The sequence below is a fragment of the Paraburkholderia xenovorans LB400 genome (genome assembly GCF_000013645.1).
GTDB lineage: Bacteria > Pseudomonadota > Gammaproteobacteria > Burkholderiales > Burkholderiaceae > Paraburkholderia > Paraburkholderia xenovorans.
Map to the genome: position 1 here is coordinate 3,194,887 of NC_007951.1, position 25,632 is coordinate 3,220,518.

19 protein-coding genes are annotated in these 25,632 nt (G+C 62.8%); 8 read left to right on the top strand and 11 right to left on the bottom strand.

Annotation, left to right across the window (positions count from 1 at the left end):
- Positions 1–26: 26 nt before the first annotated feature.
- From BXE_RS14230 to BXE_RS14245, 4 genes are all read right to left on the bottom strand, one after another.
- A complete protein-coding gene (locus BXE_RS14230) occupies positions 27–1,250 on the bottom strand; it encodes an IscS subfamily cysteine desulfurase (protein ID WP_011488979.1) in 1,224 nt (407 codons plus the stop codon).
- A 75-nt stretch (positions 1,251–1,325) separates the two neighbouring features.
- Positions 1,326–1,856, bottom strand: a complete 531-nt coding sequence (gene iscR / locus BXE_RS14235) for a Fe-S cluster assembly transcriptional regulator IscR (protein ID WP_011488980.1) — start codon at positions 1,854–1,856, stop codon at positions 1,326–1,328.
- Positions 1,857–1,998: 142 nt separating this feature from the next.
- Positions 1,999–2,496, bottom strand: coding sequence for a low molecular weight protein-tyrosine-phosphatase (locus BXE_RS14240; RefSeq protein WP_011488981.1), 498 nt, complete (start codon positions 2,494–2,496; stop codon positions 1,999–2,001).
- Between the two features lie 173 nt (positions 2,497–2,669).
- The gene (locus BXE_RS14245) at positions 2,670–2,909 is read right to left on the bottom strand and encodes a hypothetical protein (protein ID WP_038457684.1); all 240 of its coding nucleotides are present in this window, start codon (positions 2,907–2,909) and stop codon (positions 2,670–2,672) included.
- 269 nt (positions 2,910–3,178) lie between these two features.
- On the opposite strand from BXE_RS14245, the gene BXE_RS14250 reads away from it, so the two are divergent.
- Complete coding sequence (locus tag BXE_RS14250; protein WP_011488983.1) at positions 3,179–3,733, top strand: hypothetical protein; 555 nt, start codon at positions 3,179–3,181, stop codon at positions 3,731–3,733.
- Between the two features lie 232 nt (positions 3,734–3,965).
- On the opposite strand, the gene BXE_RS14255 is transcribed toward BXE_RS14250, so the two are convergent.
- Entirely contained in the window at positions 3,966–5,381 is a 1,416-nt protein-coding gene (locus BXE_RS14255) for a lactate utilization protein B (RefSeq protein WP_011488984.1), read from the bottom strand.
- Positions 5,382–5,477: 96 nt separating this feature from the next.
- A complete protein-coding gene (locus BXE_RS14260; RefSeq protein ID WP_011488985.1) occupies positions 5,478–6,200 on the bottom strand; it encodes a (Fe-S)-binding protein in 723 nt (240 codons plus the stop codon).
- A 179-nt stretch (positions 6,201–6,379) separates the two neighbouring features.
- Here BXE_RS14260 and BXE_RS14265 point away from each other — a divergent pair, with 179 nt between their 5' ends.
- Positions 6,380–7,186 carry an IclR family transcriptional regulator gene (locus BXE_RS14265; RefSeq protein ID WP_011488986.1) on the top strand — a complete coding sequence of 269 codons (807 nt, stop codon included), beginning with the start codon at positions 6,380–6,382 and terminating at the stop codon, positions 7,184–7,186.
- A 94-nt stretch (positions 7,187–7,280) separates the two neighbouring features.
- Here BXE_RS14265 and pbpG read toward each other — a convergent pair whose 3' ends face one another.
- Positions 7,281–8,450: a D-alanyl-D-alanine endopeptidase gene (gene pbpG, locus BXE_RS14270; RefSeq protein ID WP_011488987.1), complete on the bottom strand. Its 1,170-nt coding sequence runs from the start codon at positions 8,448–8,450 to the stop codon at positions 7,281–7,283.
- A gap of 780 nt (positions 8,451–9,230) precedes the next feature.
- Here pbpG and BXE_RS14275 point away from each other — a divergent pair.
- The gene (locus tag BXE_RS14275; RefSeq protein ID WP_007181275.1) at positions 9,231–9,803 is read left to right on the top strand and encodes a phasin family protein; all 573 of its coding nucleotides are present in this window, start codon (positions 9,231–9,233) and stop codon (positions 9,801–9,803) included.
- 311 nt (positions 9,804–10,114) lie between these two features.
- Here the strand turns inward: BXE_RS14275 and lpdA are convergent, their stop codons facing one another.
- The 3 genes from lpdA to aceE form a co-directional block, all read right to left on the bottom strand.
- Positions 10,115–11,926, bottom strand: coding sequence for a dihydrolipoyl dehydrogenase (gene lpdA, locus BXE_RS14280; protein WP_011488988.1), 1,812 nt, complete (start codon positions 11,924–11,926; stop codon positions 10,115–10,117).
- Between the two features lie 291 nt (positions 11,927–12,217).
- Positions 12,218–13,885 (bottom strand): dihydrolipoyllysine-residue acetyltransferase, encoded by a 1,668-nt coding sequence (gene aceF / locus BXE_RS14285; protein ID WP_011488989.1) that lies wholly within the window; start codon positions 13,883–13,885, stop codon positions 12,218–12,220.
- A gap of 86 nt (positions 13,886–13,971) precedes the next feature.
- Positions 13,972–16,668 carry a pyruvate dehydrogenase (acetyl-transferring), homodimeric type gene (gene aceE / locus BXE_RS14290; RefSeq protein WP_011488990.1) on the bottom strand — a complete coding sequence of 899 codons (2,697 nt, stop codon included), beginning with the start codon at positions 16,666–16,668 and terminating at the stop codon, positions 13,972–13,974.
- A 275-nt stretch (positions 16,669–16,943) separates the two neighbouring features.
- Here aceE and fixL point away from each other — a divergent pair, with 275 nt between their 5' ends.
- The 5 genes from fixL (at position 16,944) to folD (ending at position 24,168) form a co-directional block, all read left to right on the top strand.
- Positions 16,944–19,460: an oxygen sensor histidine kinase FixL gene (gene fixL, locus BXE_RS14295; RefSeq protein WP_038457682.1), complete on the top strand. Its 2,517-nt coding sequence runs from the start codon at positions 16,944–16,946 to the stop codon at positions 19,458–19,460.
- The gene (gene fixJ / locus BXE_RS14300) at positions 19,457–20,101 is read left to right on the top strand and encodes an oxygen response regulator transcription factor FixJ (RefSeq protein ID WP_011488992.1); all 645 of its coding nucleotides are present in this window, start codon (positions 19,457–19,459) and stop codon (positions 20,099–20,101) included. The genes fixL and fixJ overlap by 4 nt, the downstream gene beginning before the upstream one ends.
- 558 nt (positions 20,102–20,659) lie before the next feature.
- Positions 20,660–22,105 carry a DUF3300 domain-containing protein gene (locus tag BXE_RS14305; protein ID WP_038458694.1) on the top strand — a complete coding sequence of 482 codons (1,446 nt, stop codon included), beginning with the start codon at positions 20,660–20,662 and terminating at the stop codon, positions 22,103–22,105.
- Positions 22,106–22,125: 20 nt separating this feature from the next.
- On the top strand, positions 22,126–23,067 hold the full coding sequence (locus BXE_RS14310) for a DUF2950 domain-containing protein (RefSeq protein ID WP_011488994.1): 942 nt from the start codon (positions 22,126–22,128) through the stop codon (positions 23,065–23,067).
- 240 nt (positions 23,068–23,307) lie between these two features.
- Complete coding sequence (folD, locus tag BXE_RS14315; protein WP_011488995.1) at positions 23,308–24,168, top strand: bifunctional methylenetetrahydrofolate dehydrogenase/methenyltetrahydrofolate cyclohydrolase FolD; 861 nt, start codon at positions 23,308–23,310, stop codon at positions 24,166–24,168.
- A 184-nt stretch (positions 24,169–24,352) separates the two neighbouring features.
- Here the strand turns inward: folD and BXE_RS14320 are convergent, their stop codons facing one another.
- A complete protein-coding gene (locus BXE_RS14320) occupies positions 24,353–25,468 on the bottom strand; it encodes an acyltransferase family protein (RefSeq protein ID WP_011488996.1) in 1,116 nt (371 codons plus the stop codon).
- Positions 25,469–25,632: the final 164 nt, after the last annotated feature.

The window sequence follows — 25,632 nt, forward strand, 5'->3', positions numbered from 1 at the left end:
GAATTCGACTTCGTCCAGACGGCGCGTCAGTGCGCTGCCCACTGGATGGTCGAAATATCGATCCCGTCCTTGTGCATTTCCCACAGCGGCGACAAGTCGCGCAGCTTCGAAATCTTGGTCTTCAGCAGGTTGATCACGTAATCGACATCCTGCTCGGTCGTGAAGCGGCCCACCGTGAAGCGGATCGAGCTGTGCGCCAGTTCGTCGTTACGGCCCAACGCCCGCAGCACGTACGACGGTTCCAGCGAAGCCGACGTACAGGCCGAGCCCGACGACACCGCCACGTCTTTCACCGCCATGATCAGCGATTCGCCTTCCACGAAATTGAAGCTGATGTTCAGGTTGTGCGGCACACGCTTTTCCATGTCGCCGTTCACATACACTTCTTCCATTTCCGACAGGCCGCGCAGCAGACGGTCGCGCAGCATGCGGATACGTTCGTTTTCCGTCGCCATTTCTTCACGCGCGATACGGAATGCCTCGCCCATGCCGACGATCTGGTGCGTAGCCAGCGTGCCCGAACGCATGCCGCGCTCGTGACCGCCGCCGTGCATCTGCGCTTCGATACGGATACGCGGCTTGCGGCGCACGTACAGCGCGCCGATGCCCTTCGGACCGTACGTCTTGTGCGCCGAGAACGACATCAGGTCGACCTTCAGCTTTTGCAGGTCGATCGCGATCTTGCCGGTGGCTTGCGCCGCGTCGACGTGGAAAACGATGCCCTTTTCACGGGTGATCTCGCCGATCGCCTCGATGTCCTGGATCACGCCGATCTCGTTGTTCACCGACATGACCGACACCAGAATCGTGTCCGGACGCAGCGCGGCCTTGAACTTGTCGAGGTCGAGCAGGCCATCGTCCCTGACGTCCAGATACGTGACTTCGAAGCCTTCGCGTTCAAGTTCGCGGCAGGTGTCGAGCACGGCCTTGTGCTCGGTCTTCACCGTGACGATGTGCTTGCCCTTGCTCTTGTAGAAGTGCGCGGCACCCTTGAGCGCGAGGTTGTCCGACTCCGTTGCACCCGAGGTCCAGATGATTTCGCGCGGGTCTGCGTTCACCAGCGCGGCGACGTTCTCACGCGCTTCTTCGACCGCGCGCTCCGCGTCCCAGCCATACGAGTGGCTGCGCGATGCGGGATTGCCGAACTGCTCACGCAGGTACGGAATCATCTTGTCCACCACGCGCGGATCGATCGGCGTCGTCGCGCTGTAGTCCATGTAGATGGGCAGATGGAGAGTGTCGTTATTCATCAATTGCTCCGGGGACGTCATGTGCTCTGGCTTCTGGGTTTCTGATCAGGCTGCGGTGACTGCTCTCTACCGTGCCTAGGAACCGGCCATGTTGAAAACGGAATTGGGCCCTTTGGGCGCCACGCGGACGGGTTCGACCACCGGCGCCTCGTTGCGCCTGTCGCGCAACACCGCCGGCGACCCTTCGCGCGAGCGCTGCTGGTCGACCAGATCCTTCAGGGAGACCGAATCGAGGTATTCGACCATTTTCTGGTTCAGCGTGGACCACAGCTCGTGCGTCATGCAGTGGCCGTCGTGCTGTTTGGTCCCCTCGCAAGAGCCCTTGCCGCCGCACTGGGTGGCGTCGAGCGGCTCGTCGACCGCGATGATGATGTCGGCCACGGTCACGTCTTCAGCGCGGCGGGCCAGATTGTAGCCGCCGCCCGGCCCGCGTACGGACTCGACGATCTCATGACGACGCAGCTTGCCAAACAGCTGCTCGAGGTACGACAGGGAAATGTGCTGGCGCTGGCTGATACCCGCAAGCGTCACCGGGCCCTGCTCCTGGCGCAGTGCCAGGTCAATCATCGCCGTGACGGCGAAACGGCCTTTCGTGGTGAGTCTCATATGTGTGGGAACCGCAATTCTCGACAAGTTTTGTCAAGTATAAATACATGACCGATTTAGTCAAGTATCCCTATTGCGATTTGGGTCATTTGCTTAATTACCGGATGCGCTCCGCGCGCTATCGTCGAACCCCGGTCAAACCTTACGCCTGCAAGCGGGGGCGCAACGCCGCAATCAGGCCGCGGCAGGCCGCCTCGCACTGGTCCAGCACCTGCTCGAAACCGTCCGCGCCGCCGAAATACGGATCGACGACTTCACGGGCGCCGCCCCAGCGGGCCTCCGTTTCCGGAACAAACTCCATCAGCAGACGAATCTTGTCGCGTTGTTCCGGTGCGCAGACCTGGCGCAACGCGGCGACGTTTTTGTCGTCCATCGCGATCAGCAGATCGAAGCGCTCGAAATCCGCTGCGGCAATCTGGCGGCCGCGCAAGGCGGCCAGTTCATACCCCCGCCGGCCAGCCGCATATTGCGCGCGTTCGTCCGGCGGTTGGCCGATGTGCCAGTCGCCTGTGCCGGCGGAATCGATCAGGATGTGCTCCGCGAGCCTTGCTTCGCCCACCAGACGGCGCATCACACCTTCCGCCGTCGGAGAGCGGCAGATGTTGCCGAGGCAGACAAAGCAGATGGACACGGTTTTCATCAGGGGCTTTTCAGGCACGCACAGGCACGCGAGGCGCGTCGGCCGATGTTTATCAAGATAGGTGCCGGGATTATACAAAGCTCGCCGGAATCTCGCCGGGCGCCGGTTCGCGGCGGCCACGCGCGGCGCGGCGACGGCCACGCTCGCCGCACCGATCGCGCCAATCTTCGTGCTTACGACGCTTCCGCGAGCGGCATCGCAGCAGCGGCGCGCATGGGTTTGGCCGGCCGCGTCGAGGTGGCGTCGACCATGCCGTACGAGACGGCGCGTGCAAGCTCGGCCGTCAACTGACCGGCAGCGAGCGGGGTTTGCGACGCGTGCGAGGCGGCGTCGCCGAGGATATGCAGACAGGCAGCCACAGCCAGCGGCACTACGATGGCGAGCGGCCAGTACGCCGATATTGCCTTTTTCATGATGTCGTTTCTTCCGATTGCGGGCGCCTGGGTTTGTATCCCACTATGCCCAGTCGAAATCCTATAGGAATACGCAATCGGGAAAAACCCAACGCAACGAGACAGATCGTTGCTCTCAATGGAACAGTCGATCGGCTGTTGTGGCAGCGCGCGCTGTTCGCGCGGTTCATGGCACAAAAAAGAAATCCTTACAAATGCACACAAGGCCGCTGCGACGGATGGCGATAATAGCGGTCTTATTGATATAAGCCCTCGGACTGGTCCATCACATGAAACGCTTTGCACCCATCGCCTGCGTCGCCCTTGCTGCCTTGCTCAGCGGCTGCGCGGTCTATCCGGACGGCACGCCGATGTACGGCAACGCCAACGGCGGATACAGCGGCTATGACGGTTACGACGGCTATGCCACCGGCGTGCCGGTCGTGCCGCAAACCAGCGTCTATATGGGCTATGGCAATTACTCGGGCCCGGGCTACTACAACGACGGACCGGGCCGCTATTACGGACCCGGACCCGGCTATGGCGGCTACGACCGTGGCAGGCCGAACAACGGCAACTATGGAAATAACGGCAACCACGGCGACAACGGCGGCTGGCACGGTCAGCCGGGTGGCGGTGGGTCGCACGGCGGGCCGCCGCCCCAAGGCGCGGTGGGCGGGCCGCGGGGCCCCAGCGGATCCAATGCGCCTCGACCGGGGGCCGGCAACCCGCCACCTCCGCCGCCGCAACAGGCTGGCAACGGTGGAGGCCGTGGCAACGGCAACAATGCTGCGCCCGTGCGTGGCGTGCCGGGTCGCCAGTCTGGGCAGATGACGGATCACTGAGCCGCGGTTGCCGACGGACACCACACGCAGCGTTCGCGGTGCAATCGTGCGGTGGGGGTGTGCATCGAACCCGCGGACCCATTTCAAGCTGCCGCTACGAGAGCGACGAGAGTGCCAGGGAACCGCTCCGGAAGCGCCGCCAGACAGCGCGATGCCGGATCTACGGCTCGCGCCCGCCCAATGACAGCAAACTCTGAAAAAATGACCGCTCGCCCCGCCGGGCAAAACCCGCTCAGCCAATATGGCTGCGCTGCGCGGCGTACAACTCCCTGAACGTCCGGCCGACCGGCGCCGGCATCTCCCGCGTATTGGTCCAACCGGCGCCGCCTAGCGGCAGCCGGGCGATGGACCGGTTCCTTCCGCCCATGCGCTCCAGCACGCGCACCGCCAGCCTGGTGAACAGCGCATAAGCATCGGGATGCAGCGCCAGGAAACCCCACACGGCGAGCCCCGCGCGCTCTTTCCAGGGGCGCAGGCGCCGCTCCACCTGTTTCTCGCGCAGCTTGCGCAACAGATCCGACAGCGGAATCCCCACCGGGCACACGCTGTTGCACTCGCCGCACAAGGTCGCGGCTTGCGGCAAATCCAGTGCCTTGTCGATGCCGACATAGCTCGGCGTCAACACCGAGCCCATCGGACCGGGATACACCCAGCCGTACGCGTGGCCGCCCACCTTCTGGTACACCGGGCAATGGTTCATGCACGCGCCGCAGCGGATGCACCTGAGCATTTCCTGGAAGTCGCCGCCGATCAGCCCCGTGCGCCCGCCGTCGACGAGCACCACGTACATGTGCTCGGGACCGTCCTGGTCGCCCTCGCCGCGTGGCCCGGTCAGCACGGAAAAGTAGTTCGAAGTGGCCTGTCCGGTCGCCGAACGCGGCAGCAGACGCATTGCCGTGGCCAGATCTTCGAGCGTGGGCAGCACTTTCTCGATGCCCGTCACGGCCACATGCACGCGCGGCATGACGGTGCACATGCCTTCGTTGCCCTCGTTCGTGACCAGCACGACCGAGCCGGTTTCCGCCACCACGAAGTTGCCGCCCGTCACCCCCATGTCCGCCGTCATGAAATGCGGACGCAGCATCTCGCGCGCTTCGCGTGTCATGTCGGTGATTTCGGTCAGGCGCGGCCGGTTGTGAGTCTTCGCGAACAGGTCCGCGATCTCGTCCTTATCTTTGTGGACGACCGGCGCGATGATGTGGCTCGGCGGCTCATTGCCGTTGATCTGGAGAATGTACTCGCCCAGATCCGTTTCGATGGATTGCACGCCCATTTGCCCGAGCACTTCGTTCAGGCGCATTTCTTCGGTGACCATCGACTTGGTCTTGATCACCTTCTTCACCTCGTGCCGGCGCGCAATGTCTCCGATGAGCCGCGCAGCCTCCTGGGTCGTCTCCGCGAAGAGGACGGTCACGCCACGCCGTGCAGCCTCACGCTCGAAGGTTTCCAGCCACACGTCGAGATTGTCCAGCGCGCGATTGCGGCGCTCCTTCAGCGCGGCGCGCGTGGCCGGAAAGTCGATCTCGGTCATGGCCGCGGCGCGCGCCGACACGAATTTGGTCGACAGCTTGGTCAGGTTCTGCTGCAAGCGCTGGTCGGCGAGCTTCTGGCCGGCGCGTGCCTTGAATTGCATGGATTGGACTTGCATGGCGGCCTTATGCGTAAATCGGCGGAATCGGCGGAATCGGGAAAAGCACGCGTGAAGCGCGCGTATCTGAACACGGCGGAAATGCGGCAAGCCGCGTTACACGTCGCCGGCCAGCACCTGTGCGATGTGCAGCACCCGCGTGGTCGTGTCGCCGGTACGCCGCAAACGGCCTTCGATATTCAGCATGCAGCCGAGGTCGCCGAGCACCACCGCGCCGGTGCCGCTCGCGCTGATATTCGCGCATTTCTCGTCGACGATCGCCGTGGAGATATCGCCGTATTTGAGCGCGAACGTGCCGCCGAAGCCGCAGCAATGCTCGCAATCCTTCATCTCGTTCACCGTCACGCCGATCTGTGCCAGCAAGGCGCGCGGCTGCGCTTTCACGCCGAGCTCACGCAGTCCGGAGCAGGAATCGTGATACGTCACCTCACCCGCGAACTCGCCCGGTTGCAACTGCACCCTGGCCACGTTGACGAGGAAATCGGTCAACTCGAACACCTTGGCGCGCAGCCGGCCGAAGCGGTTCATCAATTCCGGGTCGTCGGCAAAAAGATCGCCGTAATGCGCGCGGATCATGCCGCCGCACGAACCGGACGGCACCACGACGTAATCGAACTGTTCGAACTCGCGCAGAGTCTTCTCGGCCAGATCGCGCGCAATGCGCCGTTCGCCCGAGTTATACGCAGGCTGCCCGCAACAGGTTTGGGCGGGCGGCACCACCACCTCGAAACCGGCGGCTTCGATCAGCTTGATGACCGAAAACCCGATCTCGGGACGCATCAGGTCGATCAGGCAGGTAACGAACAATCCGACTCGCATGAGCCCTCCTTCGGGAAAACGTCCCTGATTATCCGCTGTTTGGCGCACAATACCAACGGCCGGAAGGCATAGGACATACGTCAAGTTAATTTGGAATAGCGCCTCCAACCGCTTTCTTTTTTTTCACAATACGGGATACAATCAATTTCCGCTGTTTGACGCGTCAACCGATTCCTCCCATGAGCGATACGAACCCGGATCCCAAAACTTCGATCCAGGTGATCGAACGCATGATGCGCCTGCTCGATGCACTGGCTGCGCATAGCGACCCGGTCAGCCTGAAAGAACTTGCCATCCGTACCGAGCTGCACCCTTCCACCGCGCACCGCATCCTGAACGACATGGTGATGTGCCGGCTGGTGGACCGGTCGGACCCCGGCACTTACCGTCTCGGCATGCGCCTGCTCGAACTCGGCAATCTGGTGAAAGCCCGCCTGTCGGTACGCGACGCCGCGCTCACGCCAATGCGTGAGCTGCATCGTCAGACCGGCCAGACGGTGAACCTGTCGGTACGCCAGGGCGACGAGATCGTCTATATCGAACGCGCTTATTCCGAGCGTTCCGGCATGCAGGTGGTGCGCGCCATCGGCGGGCGGGCGCCGCTGCATCTGACTTCGGTCGGCAAGCTGTTTCTCGCCGCGGACGAATCCACCCGCGTACGGGCCTACGCCACGCGCACCGGCCTGTCAGGCCACACGCAGAACAGCATCACCGACCTCGCCAAACTGGAGCGCGAACTGTCGCACGTGCGCCAGCAAGCCTGCGCGCGCGACAACGAAGAACTGGAACTCGGTGTGCGCTGCATCGCCGCCGGCATTTACGACGACACCGGCAAGCTCGTCGCCGGCCTTTCATTGTCGGCGCCGGCGGACCGTCTGCAGGACTCCTGGCTCGGCCAGGTCAGCCAGACCGCGCTGATGATCTCCGAGTCGCTCGGCTATCGGCCGCAGCCTGTGCAAGATCATTCGCATAGCCATCACGCGTAAGCCGACGTCTGGCGTTCGTGCATAAAAAACGCCTCGCAATGCGAGGCGTTTTTTACGAAGGCCGGTTCCACGAACCGGCCACCAACGAACCGCTTCAGGTACCCGAACCGCCGGCGTCCGCGCTGGTGATGCGCGGCTGGTCGCCGCCATTGTCCAGCCACGTGCGCAGACGCGTTGCGTCCGCGAAGCGCGAGTACTTGCCCGACGAGTCGAGCAGCACCATGATCATCGGACGGCCGTGAATGGTCGCCTGCATCACGAGGCACTCACCCGCTTCGTTGATGAAACCGGTCTTTTGCAGGCCGATGTCCCACGTCGGGTTACGCACCAGCGCATTCGTGCTGTTGTACGCCAGCGAGCGCTTGCCGGTGTACACCTCATAGCTGTGATCGGTCGAGAACCTGCGGATCAGTGGGTACTGATACGCCGCGTTGACCATCTTCACGAGGTCGCGCGCGCTGGACACGTTCTGGCTCGTCAACCCCGTGGGGTTTTCAAAGTGCGTGTCGGTCATACCGAGCTGCTTTGCCTTCGCGTTCATTGCGGCGAGGAACGCCGGACGGCCGCCCGGGAAATAACGCGACAGCGCCGCGGCCGCGCGATTTTCCGACGCCATCAGCGCGATATGCAGCATGTCTTCACGCGAGAGCACCGAGCCCACCGACAGACGCGAGCCGGTGTTCTTTTCGTAATCACGGTCTTCGTCAGTGACTTCGATCTGGTCGGTCATCGGTTCTTTCGAATCGAGCACCACCATCGCGGTCATCAGCTTGGTGATCGACGCGATCGGCACCACGGCGCGCGAATTCTTGTCGAAAAGCGGTTCGCCGGAGTTCTGATCGATCACGTAGGCGACGCTGGAGCGCAGCATGAGCGCGTCCGGCGTTTCATGCAGGCCGAAAGCCTGGCCGACGCTCGGCGGACGCGGCTCGTACGCGACGCGGCGCACCACCGAGTGATGACGGCCATTCGACGTGTACGTTACGCGCTTGCGCTTGACGCCCGCGCGTGGCGCGTCGTCAGCGGCTACGGTCTTTGCAGCCGCGGCTTTCGACGCCTTCGACACCTTGGCGGGGGCGGCAGCCGGCTTTTTGGCTGTTTTCGCGTGTTTGGAGGTTTTTGCAGGTGCAGCGGGCGTGGCGGCAAAAGCGCTCACGGGCGTGGCGAACGCCGCTGCGATGACCATTGAGGCGGCCACCGACAGAGCGGTGCTGCGGGCCGCGCCGTGGATCACTTTTAGCGACGAAAACATGTCGGTTTTCATGGGTGTTCGGTAGGGAGCGGCGAGAGGGTTTCCGCAAGTGTAGTAAAACAACGAAAAATTAGCAATTTGAAGCACTTATGCGCGCTCCTTAAACCGGCTTGTAAGCTCCGATCGCAAAAACACAAATAAGTGCCGCATCTCGATCGAAAAAAACGATCGCTAACGCGCGTCGACTCGCTTCTGCCGCCGTACGCCGGAATCGAGGTAATTCTTCCAGCATAACGGCAATTTCGAGGCAACCTTGATCAGGGGAAATACGGTCAGAGCACCGGCGGGTCTGGCGCCGTCGGTGCAGCGGTACGGCATCGGCATCATCCCACAGGTTGTAAACGCCCGCTGGAAACCGCCAACGCGCATTCGACCGGCTTCAGGCATTAACGTTCCGTGACACTTTCCGGTTTACATCGATTTGCAGTTCAAGCGTTTCGTTAATTGTCGGATGTTAGCGTTTGCCTGCCTGGCGTGCGACGGAAGGTAGAAAATGCCCATCTAGCGGTAATAAACCGACAAATATGTCGCACCAGCACGGTGCAACGCGGAAATTGATCTGCGTCACATGAACGTCATGCCCAACGCATAACGTCTTGTTTTATCAGTAGTTTCTTAATATGGTGCGACGCACAAAAAAGGACTTGACATTCGGTGCAGCCATCCTAAAATGGGAACCATTGCTGCGATGCACAAAACATCGCGGTCCGGCGGGGCGCATCACTATCAATGTGTCTCACCACTCACCCAATGCGGTCCGCACAGACAGACCGCGATCCAGGAGCGTAAACCATGACTCTGCTGACCCCTGAGCAATTCGCCGCAGCCCAGAAAGCCAACTTTGAAACACTGTTCGGCCTGACGACCAAAGCATTCGAAGGCGTCGAAAAGCTGGTTGAACTGAACCTGCAGGTCGTGAAATCGACGCTCGCGGAAAGCCAGGAAAATGCCCAACGCGCGTTGTCGGTGAAAGACGCGCAGGAACTGCTGGCATTGCAGGCAAGCCTTGCACAGCCGGTGGCCGAAAAGGCGCTGTCGTACGGCCGTCACGTCTATGAAATCGTTTCGGCAACGCAAGGTGAATTCGCCCGCGTCGCTGAAGCGCAATTCGAAGAGCAGAACCGCAAGGTCCAATCGCTCGTCGAAAACGTCGCAAAGAATGCGCCGGCCGGTTCGGAAACCGCAGTCGCCGTGATGAAGTCGGCCATTACCGCCGCCAACACCACGTACGAAACGGTTCATAAGGCCACCAAGCAAGCGGTCGAAATCGCTGAAAGCAACTTCAATGCAGCTGCAACGGCCGCATCGAAGGCCGCTTCGCAGGCTGCTGCACAAGCATCGCGCTCGGCCAAGAAGGCAGTCTAAGCTTCCGTCTCACGCATCAACCGCAGGCATCAAACAGCGCCGGCACAGCTCATACGCTATGCCGGCGTTACCGCAAGCAACAGCGTCGTGCCGTTGCCGCTCACACGGTGTTAATTGGCCGAACGCTCCGATACGTTGAATGGCGTATCGTTTGCCCGGCGCAAGGCCGGGATTTTTTTTCCTGCCGCTGTCGTTGCGCGGTAACTGCCCTGCTCTGCTGCTCAAAAAAAATGGCGCGTCCTTTACGGAACGCGCCGTTTTTTTTGCTTTCTTGGCCCGCCTGCATATGAATGCGGACGGGCCAAACCGCGCTACTTCTTTTTCTGCGGCGGCAAGTCGGTGCACACGCCTTCATACAACTCGGCGGCCATGCCGATCGATTCACCGAGCGTCGGATGCGGATGAATCGTCTTACCGATATCCGTTGCGTCCGCACCCATCTCGACTGCGAGACACACTTCGCTGATCAGGTCGCCCGCATTCAGGCCGACGATCCCGCCGCCGATCACGCGATGCGTTTCCTCGTCGAACAACAGCTTCGTGAAGCCTTCGTCGCGACCGTTGGCAATCGCGCGGCCCGAAGCGGCCCACGGGAACACCGCCTTGCCGTACTTGATGCCCGCCGCCTTCAACTGGTCTTCGGTCTTGCCGGCCCACGCCACTTCCGGATCGGTGTAAGCCACCGACGGAATCTGCAGCGCGTCGAAGTACGCCTTCTCACCATGCGCGGCTTCGGCGGCAACGTGGCCTTCGTGCACCGCTTTATGCGCGAGCATCGGCTGACCGACGATATCGCCGATCGCGAAGATGTGCGGCACGTTGGTACGCATCTGCTTGTCGACGTCGATAAAGCCGCGATCCGTCACCGCGACGCCGGCCTTGTCCGCGCCGATTTTCTTGCCATTCGGCGTACGGCCGACTGCCACCAGCACGAGGTCGTAGCGTTGCGCTTCGGCCGGGGCTTTTTCGCCTTCGAACGAGACATGGATGCCGTCGTCTTTCGCTTCGGCTGCGGTGGTTTTGGTCTTCAGCATGACGTTTGCGAAACGCTTGCTGTTGTACTTCTCCCAGACCTTGACCAGATCGCGGTCCGCGCCGGCCATCAGGCCGTCGAGCATTTCGACCACGTCGATCTTCGCGCCGAGCGTGGCATACACCGTGGCCATTTCCAGACCGATGATGCCGCCGCCGATCACCAGCATGCGTTGCGGAATCTGCCGCAGTTCGAGCGCACCGGTCGAATCGACCACGCGCGGATCTTCCGGAATGAACGGCAGCTTCACCGCTTCCGAGCCGGCGGCGATGATCGCCTGCTTGAACTTGACGACTTTCTTGCCGCCTTCGGTCTGCACTTCCATGTGATACGGATCGACAAACGCGCCGTTACCCGTCACCACTTCGACCTTGCGCATCTTCGCCATGCCGGCGAGACCGCCGGTCAGCTTCCTGACGACGCCCGACTTGAAATCACGCAGCTTGTCGAGATCGATTTGCGGCTTGGCGAACGTAATGCCGTGTGCGCCGAGCGCTTCGGCTTCGTCGATCACGAGAGCCGTATGCAACAGCGCTTTCGACGGAATACAGCCGACATTCAGACACACGCCGCCGAGCGTCGAATAACGCTCGACCAGCACCGTCTTCATGCCGAGGTCGGCCGAGCGGAACGCTGCCGAGTAGCCGCCGGGGCCGGATCCGAGCACGAGCATGTCGCACTCGATATCCGCGCTGCCCGAATAGCTGCCGGCTTGCGGCGCGGGCGCCGCCGCCTTGGCCGGAGCGGCAGCCGGAGCCTCGGCTGCCTGCGGCTTGGCTTCTGCCTGAGCGGGCGCTTTCTCAGCTTCCTTGGCCGGCGCCTTCGGTGCATCTTTCGCGGGCGCCGCCTCCCCCGATGTTTCGACGAGCGCGATCACTGTGCCTTGCGAAACCTTATCGCCGGCTTTGACGCGCACTTCCCTGACGGTGCCGGCGGTGTCGCTCGGCACTTCGATGGAAGCCTTATCGGATTCGAGCGTCATCAGCGCCTGTTCGTTCTCGATGACATCGCCCGGTTTGATGTTGACTTCAATGACATCGACATCTTTGAAGTCGCCGATATCCGGCACTTTTACTTCGACGAGACTCATTAGTGTCCCCTTCTCTTATTGATCGTGATGAACGGAGAACTCACACCCATAAGTCCAAAAAGCTGGCAGCGCGGCGAACAGAAACATTCTTTGCTGTCCGCCCAAGGACGCGCCTTTCTTTTGACTACTTTTCTTTGGAAGACGCCCCGCAGGAAGTACCCTTGGGGTGCAAAGAAAAGTAGATGCCGCCCCGCACAGGGGCAACACTAATAGACCGACATGGATGCAAATTCAACGAGAGACGCGGATCACAGAAAAACAACCCGCGCCCCGCGCAACCCAATCACCACATCAAAGAATCACACGCCGGAAATCGGCAAGAATCGCCCCAAGATAAGCATTGAACCTGGCCGCCGCAGCGCCATCGATCACCCGATGGTCATACGACAAAGAAAGCGGCAGGATCAAACGCGGCACGAACTGCTTACCATCCCAAACCGGCTTCGTCGCACCGCGCGACAGACCAAGAATGGCGACTTCAGGCGCATTGATAATCGGCGTGAAGTTCGTGCCGCCAATGCCACCCAAAGAAGAGATCGAGAAGCACCCGCCTTGCATCTGATCCGGCTTCAGCTTGCCGTCGCGCGCAGCCTTCGACAACTCGGCCATTTCCCTCGCGATATCGATCAAACCCTTCTTGTCCGCATCGCGAATGACAGGAACGACCAGACCATTCGGCGTGTCGGCCGCAAAGCCGATATGGAAGTACTGCTTGAACACCAGGTTGTCGCCGTCGAGGCTGGCGTTGAACGTCGGGAACTGCTTCAAAGCCGAAACAACCGCCTTGATCACGAATGCCAGCATCGTGATCTTCACGCCGGCCTTTTCGTTTTCCTTGTTCAGTTGCACGCGCAGCGCTTCGAGTTCCGTGATGTCCGCTTCGTCGTTGTTCGTGACATGCGGAATCATGACCCAGTTGCGATGCAGATTCGCGCCCGAAATCTTCTTGATGCGCGACAGCGGCTTCGGATCGACCGGACCGAACTTCGTGAAGTCGATCTTCGGCCACGGCAGCAGATTCAGTTCGCCGCCGCCCGCCGCAGCCGGTGCGGCCGCACCAGCCGGCGCCGCACGCTGACCGGTCATGACGCCCTTGATGAAGGCAGTCACGTCGGCTTGCGTAATGCGGCCCTTCGGACCCGTACCCTGCACCTGCGTCACGTCGACGCCCAGTTCGCGCGCGAACTTGCGCACGGACGGCGACGCATGGCTCGCGTGACGCGCGCCGCCTTCGCCAGCCGGAATCACCGGCGCCTGAGCGAGCGCCGAAGGCGCCGCCGGAGCCGGCGACGGCGTGGCCGGCGCATCCGACGGCTGCTCGACGGCTTGCTGCTTCGGCGCCGGTGCCGGCGCGGCCGCGCCGCCTTCCGCTTCCACCACGACGATCACCGAGCCTTCCGACACGGTATCGCCGACCTTGACCTTCACTTCCTTGACGACGCCGGCGGCCGAGCTCGGCACGTCCATGGTCGCCTTGTCGGATTCGAGCGTCACTAGCGACTGCTCTTTCTCGACACGATCACCGACCTTCACCGCGACTTCGATCACGGGAATGTCTTTGTAGTCGCCGATATCCGGCACCTTGACTTCCTGCAGACCGCCGCCGCTCGCGGCGGGCGCGGGCGCCGGCGCAGCAGCGGGGGCCGCAGCCGGTGCCGGCGCAGGAGCCGCTGCCGGTGCGGCCGCAGGCGCCGGTGCCGGCGCGGCCGCGCCGCCTTCAGCGCCTTCCAGCACGACGATCAGCGAACCTTCCGACACATTGTCGCCGACCTTGACCTTCACTTCCTTGACGACGCCGGCGGCCGAGCTCGGCACGTCCATGGTCGCCTTGTCGGACTCCAGCGTAACGAGCGACTGCTCTTTCTCGACGGTGTCACCCGCCTTCACCAGCACCTCGATCACAGGAATGTCCTTGTAATCGCCGATGTCCGGCACCTTGACTTCGATCGCTTGACTCATTGTTAGTGTCTCCTGGGCCGCGCACGCACCCGGCCCCTGTCGAACAGGGGCGGGCGCGCACGCCGTGGCACACGGGGAAGGATGCCTTAGACGGTCATCGGGTTGGGTTTGGCGGGATCAAGGTTATATTTCTTGAGCGCCTCGGCGACGACCTTGCGTTCGATCGTGCCTTCATCTGCCAGTGCATTCAACGCGGCAACCGTGACCCAGTAGCGGTCGACTTCGAAAAAGTGGCGCAGCTTTTCGCGCGTGTCCGAACGGCCGTAGCCATCCGTGCCCAGCACCACGAACTTCTGCGGCACGAACGCGCGGATCTGCTCGGTCAGCGCACGCACGTAATCGGTCGAGGCGATAACCGGACCTTGCGCGTCTTTCAGCAGCTTCTCGACGTGCGAGAGCTTCTTTTCTTCGGTCGGGTGCAGCAGGTTCCAACGCTGCACTTCGTGGCCTTCGCGCGCGAGTTCGGTAAAGCTCGGCACGCTCCACAGGTCGGCGGCAACGCCCCAGTCGTTCTTCAGCAGGTCGGCGGCGGCGATCACTTCATTGAAGATCGTGCCCGCGCCCATCAACTGCACGCGCGGCGTCTTCCTGTCGGCCTCGGCCTTGCGGAACGCGTACATGCCTTTGATGATATCCGCGGCCACCGAGTCGCCCTGCGGGATCGCCGGGTGCTCGTAGTTCTCGTTCATCACCGTGACGTAGTAGTACACGTCTTCCTGTTCCGCGACCATGCGGCGCAGACCGTCCTGCATGATGACCGCGAGTTCGTAGCCGAACGTCGGGTCGTAGCTGATGCAGTTCGGCACCGAAGCCGCCCACAGCAGCGAGTGGCCGTCTTCGTGCTGCAGACCTTCGCCGTTCAGCGTGGTGCGGCCCGCGGTGCCGCCCAGCAGGAAGCCGCGCGAACGCATGTCGCCGGCCGCCCATGCCAGGTCGCCGATGCGCTGGAAGCCGAACATCGAGTAGAAGATGTAGAACGGGATCATGATCTCGCCGTGCGTCGAGTACGACGTCGCGGCCGCGATCCAGTCCGACATGCCGCCGGCTTCGTTGATACCTTCCTGCAGGATCTGCCCGGTTTCCGACTCACGGTAGAACATGAGCTGGTCGGAATCTTCCGGCACGTACTTCTGGCCGTCCTGATTCCAGATACCGATCTGGCGGAACAGGCCTTCCATGCCGAAGGTGCGCGACTCGTCCGGCACGATCGGCACGATACGCTTACCAAGCGCCTTGTCTTTGAGCAGGATGTTCAGGATCCGCACGAACGCCATCGTGGTGGAGATCTCGCGGCCTTCGCCCGTGCCCTTGAGCAGCGGCTCGAATACCGACAGTTCCGGCACCGGCAGCGACTCGGCCTTCTGACGGCGCGCCGGCAGATAGCCGCCGAGATCCTGCCGGCGGGCGCGCATATACTCGAGTTCTTTCGAACCTTCTTCGAACTTGAGGTACGGCACGTTGACGAGATCTTCGTCGGAGATCGGCAGGCGGAACTGGTCGCGGAATTTCTTCAGCTGATCCACGTGCAGCTTTTTCTGCTGGTGGGTGATGTTCATGGCCTGGCCGGCTTCGCCCATGCCATAGCCCTTGATCGTCTTCGCGAGGATGACGGTGGGCTGGCCCTGCGAATTCGACGCTTCCTGGAACGCCGCATAGATCTTGTGCGGATCGTGGCCGCCGCGGTTCAGGTTCCAGATTTCCTCGTCGGACCATTCGGCGACCAACGCCTTCAGCTCAGGCGTGTTGAAGAAGTGTTCGCGCACATACGCGCCCGACTCCGACTTGTACGTCTGGTACTCGCCGTCGACCACTTCCATCATGCGGCGCATCAACGCGCCCGATTTGTCGCGTTGGAACAGCGCATCCCAGCGGCTGCCCCAGATGACCTTGATGACGTTCCAGCCCGCGCCGCGGAATTCGCTTTCCAGTTCCTGGATGATCTTGCCGTTACCGCGCACCGGACCGTCGAGGCGCTGCAGGTTGCAGTTGATCACGAACACGAGGTTGTCGAGGCGTTCGCGGCCGGCCATGCCGATCGCGCCGAGCGATTCCGGCTCGTCCGTTTCGCCGTCGCCGAGGAAAGCCCACACCTTGCGGCCTTCGGTTTTCGTAATGCCGCGCGCCTGCAGGTACTTCATGAAGCGCGCCTGATAGATCGCCATGATCGGGCCGAGGCCCATCGAGACGGTCGGGAATTGCCAGAAGTCCGGCATCAGCCACGGGTGAGGGTACGACGAGATGCCCTCGCCGCCCACTTCCTGGCGGAAGTTGTCGAGCTGGTTCTCGGTCAGGCGGCCGAGCAGGAACGCGCGCGAGTACACACCCGGCGACGAGTGCCCCTGCACGAACACGAGATCGCCGCCATGTTCAGCCGACGGTGCATGCCAGAAGTGGTTGTAGCCGACGTCGTACAGCGTGGCAGCCGAAGCGAACGACGCAATGTGGCCGCCGACGTTGGTTTCCTTGCCGGCGCGCAGCACCATCGCAATGGCGTTCCAGCGGGTGTACGAGCGGATACGGTGTTCGAGGTCCTGGTCGCCGGGGATTTTTGCCTGGCGCGAAACCGGAATCGTATTGATGTACGGCGTGTTGGCGGAGAACGGCAGATGTTCGCCGTGCACACGGGCGAATTCGATCTGTTTCTCGATGAGGTAGTGAGCGCGGTCGGGGCCCACAGCAGAAATCACGCCATCCAGCGCTTCAAGCCATTCGCCGGTTTCCTGGGGATCGTCGTCTTTTTCGGCGGCGACATATTTCATGACTTCGTCGGGTACAGCGGACATGCTCGTCTCCTGGGTATAGAGGAACGCTCTTTGAACAGACGACGCGGACGAAGCACGGCCGCGGCAGCTTCGGCCGATTGTAATAAGGGTCCCGACGTCCGCGCAACAAAATTTTCGAATTACGAGATTCATTCTCATAATGCGGAAAATTGTTGCGGCGCAACCTGATTTGACTGCCAATCGACGGATACGTCGGCTAGTTTGCGCCGAATAATGGTACTTTCCGCGGTTTTTTGCGCCATTTGCCAGCTACGCGCTGCGCTACAATGCCACGCATGTTGACCGAACGGCTTTTCGCACGCTCGGCGCGCACCGCCGGTTCGCCGGCGGATTCGACGCCGTCCTCCCGCTGGCACCACGGACCGTGGTGGTCGAATTCCTATTTGCTCACGCCGCTTCTGTCGATCCTGGTTTTTCTGGTCGTCATGAGCCTGATTCTGTGGAGTCTGAACCGGCGCGAACAGCAGCAGCAGGAAGACACGCTGTACCGCAACGTCGCGTGGGCGCAGCAGCAGATCCGCCTTTCCATGACCGGCGCGCAGGAACAGATTCAGGCGCTGGCGCGCGATCTGGTCGCGGGCCACGCCGATCCGCATTCGTTCCAGGTGTCCACCACGGACATCATGCAGGGGCATCCCGAGATCCTCTACATGAACTGGTACACGAGCCAGCAGCAGCCGCGCTGGCCCAATACCGCGCTGCCCGTGTTCGGCCAGCGGCTCGCGAGGCCGAACGACACGCAGATGGACGAAGCGGTCAAAGCCGCCTTCGCCGAGGCGCGCAATACGCGCCGCCAGGTCTATTCGCCGCTCATTTACGACGATCTCGGCAACGGCTACATCACGCTGCAAACGCCGGTGTTCCGCGACCGCGAGTTCCTCGGCACGATCGCCGCGGTGTTCTCGGTGGAAGGCATTCTCAAGCACGACATTCCGCCCGAGCTCTCGGCGAAATACAAAATCTCGATCATCGACGTGAACAACCGCGAGTTGACCACCACGTCGACCCGCCCGCGCCTGCCGCGCGACATGTTCTACGACCTGCCGCTCGATCCGCCGGGCCAGGGCGTCTCGGTGCGCGTCTACGCGTTCCCGCAGATGACCAACTTCACCAACAACACGCTGGTGTGGCTGGTGGCGGGCCTGTCCTGTTTCGTGCTGTGGAGCCTGTGGAGCTTGTGGAAACACACGCGCCAACGCTTCGAGGCGCAGCAGGCGCTGTACGCCGAAGCGTTCTTCCGCCGCGCAATGGAAAACTCGGTGCTGATCGGCATGCGCGTGCTCGACATGCACGGGCGCATCACCCACGTCAATCCGGCGTTTTGCCGCATGACCGGCTGGGATGAAAGCGATCTGGTCGGCAAGAATGCGCCGTTCGCCTACTGGCCGCGCGACGCCTACCCCGAAATGCAGCGCCAGCTCGACATGACGCTGCGCGGCAAGGCGCCCTCTTCCGGCTTCGAATTGCGGGTGCGCCGCAAGGACGGCTCGCTGTTCCACGCGCGTCTGTACGTGTCGCCGCTGATCGACAGTTCGGGCCGCCAGACCGGCTGGATGTCGTCGATGACCGACATCACCGAACCGAAGCGCGCGCGCGAAGAACTCGCCGCCGCGCACGAGCGCTTCACCACCGTGCTCGAAAGCCTCGACGCCGCCGTGTCCGTGCTGGCCGCCGACGAGGCCGAACTGCTGTTCGCCAACCGCTATTACCGTCATCTGTTCGGGATTCGCCCGGACGGTCATCTGGAATTGGCGGGCGGCGGGTTCGATAGCGCACAGGCGTCGTCCGATTCGATCGATATGGTGGATACCTACGCCGGGCTGCCCGCCGCGGCGTTGACCGAAAGCACCGCCGATGCGCAGGAAGTTTACGTGCAAAGCATCCAGAAGTGGTTCGAAGTGCGCCGCCAGTACATCCAGTGGGTGGACGGCCACCTCGCGCAAATGCAGATCGCGACCGACATCACCACGCGCAAGCAGGCGCAGGAACTGTCGCGCCAGCAGGACGAAAAGCTGCAGTTCACCAGCCGCCTGATGACGATGGGCGAAATGGCCTCGTCGCTCGCCCACGAGTTGAACCAGCCGCTCGCCGCGATCAATAACTATTGCTCCGGAACCGTCGCACTGGTTAAATCCGGTCGGACGACGCCTGACAATCTGCTGCCCGTGCTCGAAAAGACGGCCCAGCAAGCGGTGCGCGCAGGCATGATCATCAAGCGCATCCGCGAGTTCGTGAAGCGCAGCGAGCCGAAGCGCCAGGCCACGCGCGTGGCGGATATCGTCGCGGACGCGGTGGGTCTGGCGGAAATCGAGGCGCGCAAACGGCGCATTCGTATCGTCACGGATCTGCGTGCGCGTCTGCCGGTGATCTACGTCGATCCGGTGCTGATCGAGCAGGTGCTGGTCAACCTGCTGAAGAACGGCGCCGAAGCAATGGCCGAAGCCCGTCCGAACGCGGTCGACCCGGTGATCCGGGTGGTCGTGCGGCTGGAGGGCGGGTTTGTCTGCATCAGCGTCGTCGACCAGGGACCGGGCGTCGACGAAGCAACAGCCGAGCGGCTGTTCGAACCGTTTTACAGCACCAAGTCCGATGGCATGGGCATGGGGCTGAATATTTGCCGTTCCATTATCGAATCGCACCGCGGCCGTCTGTGGGTGGTCAACAACGTCGAATCTGACGGCCACATCACAGGCGCCACGTTCCACTGCAGTCTGCCTATTGGAGAGCCTGACGGCCCGAGCAACGGCGGGTCACAGGCGCCGACACCACAAACCGTTACGGGAGAGCTATGAACAGCCCAGTCACCACACAGGAAACTGTCTTTGTCGTCGACGACGACGAGGCCGTGCGAGATTCGCTGCGCTGGCTGCTGGAGGCGAACGGCTACCGCGTGCAGTGCTTCTCCAGCGCCGAGCAGTTCATCGACGCATGGCAGCCGCACACGCATCCGGGCCAGATTGCCTGCCTGATCCTCGACGTGCGGATGTCCGGCATGAGCGGGCTCGAGTTGCAGGAACGCCTGATCGCCGACAACGCGTCGCTGCCGATCATCTTCGTGACGGGTCACGGCGACGTGCCGATGGCCGTGTCCACGATGAAAAAAGGCGCGATGGATTTCATCGAAAAGCCGTTCGACGAAGCCGAGTTGCGCAAGCTGGTCGAGCGCATGCTCGACAAGGCGCGCAGCGAAAGCACCAGCGTGCAGCAGCAGCGCGCTGCGGCAGAACGTCTCGGCAAGCTGACCGCGCGCGAACATCAGGTGCTCGAGCGCATCATTGCCGGCCGCCTGAACAAGCAGATCGCCGACGACCTCGGCATCAGCATCAAGACGGTCGAAGCGCACCGCGCGAACATCATGGAAAAGCTCAACGTCAACACGGTCGCCGATCTGCTGCGACTCGCGCTGTCGAACAAACCGCAACCGGCGCAATAAGCCGCACCTTCACGGCACGCCCGGAAGAAAGTTTTCTGGGGCAGTGGCCGCCACGAAAGTGACAACGCATCAACGGCCGGACTATCGCAAGTCCGGCCTCCCTCGCCCCTCTCTCCCGTCATTCCCCCTCGTCTCCGCCTCGCCTGGCCGTCAACGCGAACTGCGTTAATTCGACGCAGTCGGCAGGAAAATAATACGCAATACTCAGCAAATGCTTACACTATTGCGCAACAATTTCTTTCCTCAGACAAGATTGACGGACTGATGCGCGCCCTTTAATTTACACAGAACTCCTTAGCGCATATCGCAGACGGCGATCAACGCGGGAATGACGTGCTGCGAAAATCAGCACGCGGTATCGCCTGGTGGTGCGAAACAATCGGATCGGCTCGAACGTTTCTCTCTCGCAGCATCGTGTCCGCCGGGGCGTTTGACTGCCAGCCGGACACCTGCTCGTCACTTCCCTGCCACTTCCTTGCCATCAACCGCGGCGGACCGACGCAGCCCGTGCTGCGCACGCACGTCGCGTCTTATAAACATTACCGGGAGGAAATCATCGTGAAACGATCCGGAGCACACCGCGCGCGTGTGTGGTTTGTCTGCGCCGCTCTTGCGGGAACGCCAATCTTCACCGGGCTGGCCACGCCGGGCGTCGTTCATGCGCAAGGCGTCTCGAAAATGTCGAACCAGCAACTCGATTCGCTGGCCGCGCCCATTGCACTTTATCCGGACGCCCTGCTCGCGCAGGTACTGATGGCCGCGACTTTTCCGCAAGACGTGCGGGCCGCCGCCGCATGGTCCAGATCGAACTCCAGACTGCAAGGCGACGACGCGGTCAGAGCGGTCGCGTCCGAACCGTGGGACCCGAGCGTGCAGTCGCTCGTCGCCTTCCCGCAGGTGCTCGCCACGATGGCTTCGAAATCCGACTGGGTCGCGCAACTCGGCTCCGCGTTCCTCGCCCAACCGGGCGACGTGATGGACTCCGTGCAGCGTCTGCGCCGGCAGGCCCAAGCCGCCGGCAATCTGAAAACGAGTGCGCAGCAAACGGTCGTGGTCGAGCAGAGCACGATCCAGATCGTGCCGGCCAATCCGCAGGTGGTGTACGTGCCGACCTACAACCCCACGGTGGTCTACGGCGTGTGGCCCTATCCCGCGTATCCGCCGGTGTATGTGCCGCCGCCGCCCGGTTACACCATCGCCACCAGTTTCATGGCCGGCCTCGCGTTCGGCACCGGCATCGCCGTGGCGAACGCGTTGTGGGGCGGCTTCAACTGGAACTCGCACGACGTCAATATCAACGTGAACCGGTACAACACGATCAATGTGAACAACCGCCTCAACGTAAATGGCAGCACGACGAACTGGAACCGCAACACTGACGTCAATCGAAATTTCAACCATGCAAATTTCGATCGCAACCTGAACAACGTCGGCGGCGTACAGCGCGATGCGTATCGCGGCCGCGACAACGCCCGCGCTCAGGCGCAGCAAACCCTGCAGAACCGCACGGGCCAGAATCTTGGCGGCACCGCGAGCCAGCGCGTGCAAGGGATCCACCAGGGCGGCACGGCAAACCCCGATTTGCAGCACCGCGCGCAGAACGTCAATCGCGACAATGCGCTGCGCGGCGCCGGCGACGGCAACACCGCGCGTCGGGACACGCAGCGCGGTCAGGCAAGCCGCGACGCATTCGCGAACCGCCGGACCCAGCAACACACGGGAAGAGATTACGGAACGAATGCCGGTGGCCAGCCACGCACACATGGCGGCCTTGGTGCAGACGGCGGCGGCCAGCAGCGGGCGATGGGCGGTATCGGCGCAAACGGCGGCGGTCAGCAGCGAGTGCCCGGCGGTATCGGCGCAGACGGCGGCGCCCAGCAGCGTGCGCCCGGCGGTATCGGCGCAAACGGCGGCGGTCAGCATGGCGGCGGTGCCGGCAATTGGGGCGGCGGCGCGTTGGGCGGTGGCGGCGCCGGTGAGCGCCACTTCGGCCGCAATCGTTGAACAATGACAAGGAGTCTCTGATGATGCGTTTACTTTCACTGCGCACGCTGCGCGCCCACGCCCTGACAGTCGCCGTGGCTCTCGGCACCACCGCCACGCTGCTCCTTGCGCCGGTGCTGCTCATCAGCACGATCCCGGCGCACGCCCAGGCGGTCTATCCCAGCGCGGACGACGCCGCCAATGCATTCGTCGAAGCCCTCGCCCGCAACGACAAGGACGCACTCAAACGCGTGCTCGGCAGCGATTTTCAACGCTTCATTCCCACCGATGGCATCGGCGAGGACGACATCTATCAGTTCCTCGGCGAATGGTCGAAGAACCACCAGATCGTCGAGGACCCAACCGCGGGCAGAGGGCGCGTCACCGCGCATCTGACAGTCGGCTACAGCGGCTGGAGCCTGCCGATTCCGCTCGTGCAGGCGGGCAATGGCTGGCGTTTCGATCTGCCGGGGGCGCGCGACGAGATGCTGACGCGCCGCATCGGCCGCAACGAGCGCGCTGCGATCCTGACCTCGCTCGCCTATCTGGATGCTCAATACGACTATCGCAACCTGACCCAGCGCTACGCGCAACGCTTCGTCAGCACGCCGGGACAGCATGACGGCCTGTATTGGGCCACGGCGCCCGGCCAGGCGGAAAGCCCGCTCGGCCCGCTCGCCGCCACCATGCCCAGCGGCACGCAGCCTCAGGATGCCTATCACGGCTATCACTATCGCATTCTCACTGCACAAGGGCCGCACGCGAAGGGTGGCGCGCAGAACTACCTCGAAAACGGCGTGCTGACCAAAGGGTTCGGGCTGATCGCCTCGCCGGCCGAATATGGCAAGACCGGCGTGATGAGCTTCATCGTCAATCAGGAGGGGCAGGTGTACCAGAAAAACCTCGGGCGGCAGACCACGCAGGCGGCGGCGGAGATCAGGTCGTTCGATCCGGACGCGGGTTGGCATGCGGTCCAGCCCTAGCGAGATAGGCCGATAACCGCGGCGGCAGTCAGCCGGGCTGGTCGGGCGAGCCGGGAATCAACACGCGGCGCGCGAGACAGGGCCGGTATAATGTCGCACTTTGCAGCGCTGCTTAACCCCGATTCGCGCCGCGCGCTTTTCACGTGCCGACCCATCCCCGCTGAAAAGCGCCATCGCGCGTGGCCTGCACGAGCGCCTGCGCGCTGCCCCGCTTTCCAAACTGCCCATCTCGACCCGACCATGACTGCCAAACTGATCGACGGCCTTGCCCTTTCCAAGACCCTGCGCGCCGACGTCGCCGCGCGCGCTGCCGCCCTCACCGCCCGCGGCCATCAGCCGGGCCTCGCCGTGGTGCTGGTCGGCGACAATCCGGCCAGCGAAGTGTACGTGCGCAACAAGGTCAAGGCGTGCCACGACAATGGCCTCGGCTCGTCGTTCGACCGCTATCCGGCCGACCTGCCGGAAGCCGAACTGCTCGCGCGCATCGACGAACTGAACCGCGATCCGCGCATTCACGGCATTCTGGTGCAACTGCCGCTGCCGCCGCATATCGACAGCCACAAGGTGATCGAGGCGATCGCTCCGGAAAAGGACGTGGACGGCTTTCACGTCGCCAACGCCGGCGCTTTGATGACCGGCCAGCCGCTGTTCCGTCCGTGCACGCCGTACGGCGTGATGAAAATGCTCGCCGCTTACGAGATTCCGCTGCAAGGCGCGAACGCGGTGGTAATCGGCCGCTCGAACATCGTCGGCAAACCGATGGCGCTGCTGCTGCTCGAAGCCGGCGCGACCGTGACGATCTGCCACAGCAAGACGCGCGATCTGGCTGCCCACACTCGCAACGCCGACGTGGTGGTGGCCGCCACCGGCTTGCGCAACATTCTCACGGCGGACATGGTAAAGCCGGGCGCGGCCGTGATCGACGTCGGCATGAATCGCGACGAAGCCGGCAAGCTGTGCGGCGACGTCGACTTCGCGGGCGTCAAGGAAGTGGCCGGCTACATCACGCCGGTGCCGGGCGGCGTCGGCCCGATGACCATCACCATGCTGCTCGTCAATACGATCGAAGCCGCCGAGCGTGAAGCGGCGGCGAACGCGTAAAACGGAGAACGCGTAAGTGTGGAAACCGTTGGGCGAAAGGCCGGTGGAGCGCGGAGCCATGCCGCCGGCATCAAAACCTTTCAGCCCCGGCGTCGCGCCAGGGCATCGACCCTGATCGGCGCCACATCGCGCCACCTACCCGCCACCTACCCGCCGCACACGCGCCGCACACGCGCCGTCTTTCTCAGCGCACGGCCTGATCGCTTGCCGGCATGCCTGCGGCTAGCGGCGTCGACCGGCGCGCGAGACGCCCGCGGCACCACTTCAGCACGGGCCGCTCCACGAAGTGCCACGACAGCGCCGCGCACAGCAGGATAAACGGCGCGGCGACCAAAACCGCCGCCACGTGGTTCAACTGCGGCGCGATATTCGCCACGCATTGCTGCACCATGAAGCCATACAGATAGATGCCGTACGAGTAATCGTGACGCGGCACGAAGCGCCGCAACAGCGGCGTCGTCCCGACCCACAGCACGCCGTACACGAAGGCCAGATAGAACAGCGGCTGCGCACCGGCCGTATCGCGGAACACCAGAAATACCATAGTGAGCGCCAGCGCCGTCAGGCCGTTGATATCGATCCGCTCACGCCAGCCGTACAACAGCATGCCCAGCATGAAAAACGGCTCCGGCCAGAACGAATAACCACCGGGCGTTTCGCTGAAATCGCGCAAGCCGACCTGCCAGTGCGACAGATTCACGCGCAGCATGAACGCAGCGCACCCGAGCGCGGCCGCAAGCGCCACGCCGCGCGAACTGGACAGCAATCCCACCATGCCGGTCGCGAGCACGATCAGATAGCAACGCACTTCGAGCGGCAGCGTCCAGAGCGGCGCGCAGATGTCGACGGGAAAGCGGTTGTGCTCGAACACGCCGGGCAGCGCCCAGCCGGTTTTCAGCACGATGGTCGAGAAGTTGTCGAGATTGCCCCACGTCATGCCGGAGGCGAAATACTCGCGCAGCGGCAGCGTCGTGAACAGCGGGCCGATGATGAACACCGTCACCAGCGAACCGGCCGCCACCGCCGGCCACAGGCGCGCAATGCGCAAGACGGCAAAGCGCGGCACCGAGCGTTGCCGGTCGAAGCTGGCGGTCACCAGCATGCCACTCAACAGAAAAAAGGCGTAGACGCCCAAGGCGCCGAAACCGTCGAAACCGAGCGCGTTCTGAACCCAGTCCGTGCTGCCGTCGGGCGCCTGGAGCAGATACGAATGGCCGTAGACCACGGCGACGGCGGCCAGCAACCGCACCAGATCGAAGTTGTTGCCCTTGCGCGATAGCGCATCCGAAAGCGGGTTCATCGATACCTCTTACGAAAAACGCCGCTGACCAACAGCGACGCTCCACATTGCCGCATAGCAGCAATCCGAACCGTTCGCTTTCGCACAAAGCACAACGGCGATTTTTTCGCTCGCGCGGCAGCGCCGCGCCCGCCTCACAGCGCGCACTATGCGGCGACATCTGA